Origin of the sequence: Zongyangia acetica (assembly GCF_038739695.1) — a bacterium.
GTDB classification, from domain to species: Bacteria; Bacillota; Clostridia; order Oscillospirales; family Ruminococcaceae; genus Zongyangia; species Zongyangia gallinarum.
The window spans coordinates 1-3,578 of the sequence record NZ_JBBEWN010000032.1 but is presented as its reverse complement, the minus strand read 5'-3'; the positions used below and the strand labels follow the sequence as shown (position 1 = coordinate 3,578).

Annotated in this window: 5 protein-coding genes; all 5 read left to right on the top strand. The window is 54.5% G+C overall.

From position 1 onward, the window contains the following. On the top strand, positions 1-516 hold a 516-nt coding region (locus tag WGC32_RS14835; protein WP_342683034.1), incomplete at its 5' end, for a siphovirus Gp157 family protein. An 80-nt stretch (positions 517-596) separates the two neighbouring features. Continuing rightward, on the top strand, positions 597-1,199 hold the full coding sequence (locus WGC32_RS14830) for a phage replication initiation protein, NGO0469 family (RefSeq protein WP_342683033.1): 603 nt from the start codon (positions 597-599) through the stop codon (positions 1,197-1,199). Positions 1,200-1,222: 23 nt separating this feature from the next. Beyond that, the gene (locus WGC32_RS14825) at positions 1,223-2,047 is read left to right on the top strand and encodes a conserved phage C-terminal domain-containing protein (protein WP_342683031.1); all 825 of its coding nucleotides are present in this window, start codon (positions 1,223-1,225) and stop codon (positions 2,045-2,047) included. Then, positions 2,040-3,254 carry a replicative DNA helicase gene (locus WGC32_RS14820; protein WP_342683030.1) on the top strand — a complete coding sequence of 405 codons (1,215 nt, stop codon included), beginning with the start codon at positions 2,040-2,042 and terminating at the stop codon, positions 3,252-3,254. The genes WGC32_RS14825 and WGC32_RS14820 overlap by 8 nt, the downstream gene beginning before the upstream one ends. Next, positions 3,251-3,415: a hypothetical protein gene (locus WGC32_RS14815; RefSeq protein ID WP_342683029.1), complete on the top strand. Its 165-nt coding sequence runs from the start codon at positions 3,251-3,253 to the stop codon at positions 3,413-3,415. Before WGC32_RS14820 ends, WGC32_RS14815 begins: the two co-directional genes overlap by 4 nt. Positions 3,416-3,578 lie beyond the last annotated feature (163 nt).

Sequence of the window (3,578 nt, the reverse complement as noted above, 5' to 3'; positions counted from 1 at the left end):
AAACAGAAGGAGGATGCGGGAATGAAACTGTATGAGATAGCAGCGGAATACCAGGCGTTCCTGGACGCGGTGGAAGCGGGAGAAATCCCGGAGGAAGCAATTGGGGATACATTGGATGGAATTGTAGGAGAGTTTGACCAGAAAGCGGATAACATTGCCTGCGCTATCAAGGGATACATGGCAGAAGCGGATGCTCTCAAGAAAGAGGAAGGGGCGCTGAGAGATCGCCGGGATTCCAAGATGCGAAAGGCTGACCAGATGAAACATTACCTGTCGGAGCAGATGCAGAAGATGGGGAAGAAGAAGCTGGAAACCGAAAGAAATCTTCTTTCATTCCGGAAATCGACAGCGCTTGTCATAGAAGACGAAGAGGACTTTAAACAACGTCATGGGGATTTATGTAAGCGGGAAGTGGTGGTAAGCATTCCGAAAAAGGAGGTTACCGACCGTCTGAAGGCAGGGGAAGAGATTAGTGGCGCCCTGTTACAAGAGAGGCAAAACCTTCAAATCAAATAGGAGTCTAACCCAGAACAAGGGATAGGGCTCAAATGCCCTTTACACAATTTTAGCGAATTAATTGAAGGAGGAAACAGCATATGTCTTTAGTGGCCAAGGCGGCAACAGGGGAAACGAGAGAACCGGTAACGGAGGGAGTGCATATCGCCATCTGTGTGGCGCTGATAGACGGCGGGGAACAGATCGTGGATTACAAAGACCAGCGCAAGCTCCAAGAGAAAATCATCATCACCTGGGAAATTCCCGACGATACCTATGAATATGAGGGCGAAACGCACCCAAAGCAGATCAGCCGCATATACACGAATTCTTTAGGAGAGCGGGCGACACTCCGGCAGCACCTGGAGGCGTGGAGGGGGAGATCCTTCACCGATAAGGAACTGGCTGGGTTTGACCTGCGCAATGTGCTGGGTAAAGCGTGCCAGATGCAGATCATTCACCAGGAGCGGAATAATCGTGTATACGCCAACATTAAGACGATCATGGCCGTCCCCAAGGGGATGAAGGTACCGGAGCCAAGCAACGAGCTTGTAGCGTTTGACTTAGACGAAGAGAAGGCGCTTGATAAGCTGGAGACACTGCCCTCATGGGTGCAGCAGTATGTAAGAGGATCTGTCACCTACGAGAAGATGGTGGGGAATGAAGAATTCCAGGAATTAGAGGAAGACGACCTGCCCTTCTAGGCAGGGGAAAGCGGTGAAGGTGAATGGCGAGGCCGGCAAAAGTGGGGCTGGACTACTACCCCATGGACGTCGGGTTTCTGCGGGATAAAAAGGTAAGACTCCTGTTTACCGAGTTTGGTGCGTCCAGTGTGATATTCGTGCTGTACGTGTTGGGCAGAGTATACGAGGATACTGGATACTATCTGAGATGGGACAGGGACGAGGCGTTGATGGCCGCCAATGACATCCATGTCACACCTCAGTACATAAGCGAAGTATTGCAAGGGTGCCTGTCACGTTCCATCTTTGACGATGGGGTTTTTCAGGTGTTCGGCATACTGACAAGCGCGGGTATCCAGCGCCGCTACCTTCGCGGATGCGAAAAGCGCGACGAAATAGAAATGATTAGGGAATACTGGCTTCTCGATAAGGACGATAAAAAAGACGTTCCGGCCAGTGTTCGAGCGAAGCTTACCTTTTTTGAGGTTTCCGGGGGAAAAAACGAGGTTAATTCCCCCGGAAACCCAGTTAATTCCCCCGGAAACCCACAAAGTAAAGGAAAGGAAAGTAATCTATACACCGAAATCATCAGCTATCTCAATGAGAAGGCTGGGACAGGTTACCGGAGCACATCGAGGAAAACAAGGTCCCTCATTGACGCCAGGATCAGGGAAGGGTTTGGAATATCCGACTTTCAGCGGGTGATCGACAACAAGGTTGCCGACTGGAACCATCCGCCCAGGGAGGGGCGGGAGGACATGCGTCCCTATCTGCGCCCGGAGACCTTGTTTGGCACCAAGTTTGAAAGCTACCTGAACCAGCGAGGGGCTGAGGAAGGAGAGGAAAGGAGATGGAGACGCCTTGATTGAGGTAAGCAGAGAAGCGGAGCAGTCGGTCATCGGGGCTATCCTGCTGGATGGAGAGCGGGCCATGCCGGAGGCCTTGCGGCTGTCGCCGGAGGACTTTAAGGTGCCGGAGTACCAGCATGTCTTCCGGGCCTGCCGGAAGCTTTACAATGAGGAAAGGCCCATTGACCTGATTACGGTGCTGGAGCAGGTGGGCAGCGGATACAAGCCGCTGCTGGTCCAGGCGGCGGAGGCCACGCCCAGCATTAAGACGGTGGGCAGCTATGTGGAGATTGTCAAGGACACCTCCCGCCGGATGGAGGCCTGGGGCAGGGCGCTGGAGCTGATGGAGCTTTTGGAAGGGGGAGACGAAGAGGCCCAGGATGTGGCGGCGGAAATTTGCAAGGCGCTGTCCGACACCGAGACGGGGCGGGTGCTCTCATCGGAGGAGGGATTCGTGGAGTTTTACGCCTCCAAACAAAATCCCAGAACCTACATAGAGACCGGTTTTCAAAAGCTGGACCGGTATTGCTATATCGACAAAGGGGACTATATCATCATCGGCGGGCGTCCCTCTACTGGAAAGACGGCGTTTACCCTGCAAATGATGCTGCACATCTCCAAGTCCTACAATGTGGTGTATTTCAGCCTGGAAACCGGTGGGATCAAGCTCTTTGACCGGATGGTGAGCTGTATGTCGGGAGTGCCGCTGTCCCAGATCAAGCGGGGAGACCCGGAAATGGATTGGGCGAGGATCGCGGAGTGCGCCGACCCGATGAAGCGCAGGCGATTTCATGTGGTGGAGGCGGCGGGCTGGACGGTGCCGCAGGTCAAGGCCATGGCGGCGCGTCTGCGGGCGGATGTGATCTTCATCGACTACCTGAGCCTGCTTCGCGGGGAGGGAAAGAGCCTCTATGAGCGGGTGACCAACATTTCCATGGAGCTGCACACCTTGGCCCAGCAGAGCAAGCTTGCTGTCATCGCCCTTTCCCAGCTCAACCGGGAGGGGAAGGGGGAACCGGACATGACCAGCCTGCGGGAATCGGGACAGATTGAGCAGGACGCCGACGTGATCCTCCTGCTCCATCAGCAGGATTCCCATGAGGAAGGCGCCCAGCGGCGGGACCTGATTGTCGCCAAGAACAAGGAGGGCATGACGGGAAAGATAGAGCTGCTGTTTGAGGGAGACGTCCAGCGCTTCAGCCAGTTGGAACGGGGGCGGGGCGGATGACGGAGCTGGAACAATTGTGGGAGGACGTGGCCTTCTTCGCTCGGCACCGGAAGCTCAACGCGGCGGACTACGAAATTTACAAGGGAAAGCTGGCAAAACTGGTGAAAGAAGGAGAATATGAGGCGGCGGTACAGCGGTTAGCAGAGGTGATGAACCTATGATGCGCTTTGTGATCCCAATAGCGCCGGTAACCAAGAAAAATCATCAGCAGATCAGAAGGACCAAAGAGGGACGCTGTTTCATCGCCCAGTCGGAGCAATACCGGAAGTACGCCAAGGATTGCAGGAGGGTGATCACCGGAGCCTACCGGAAAAAGATCAACGT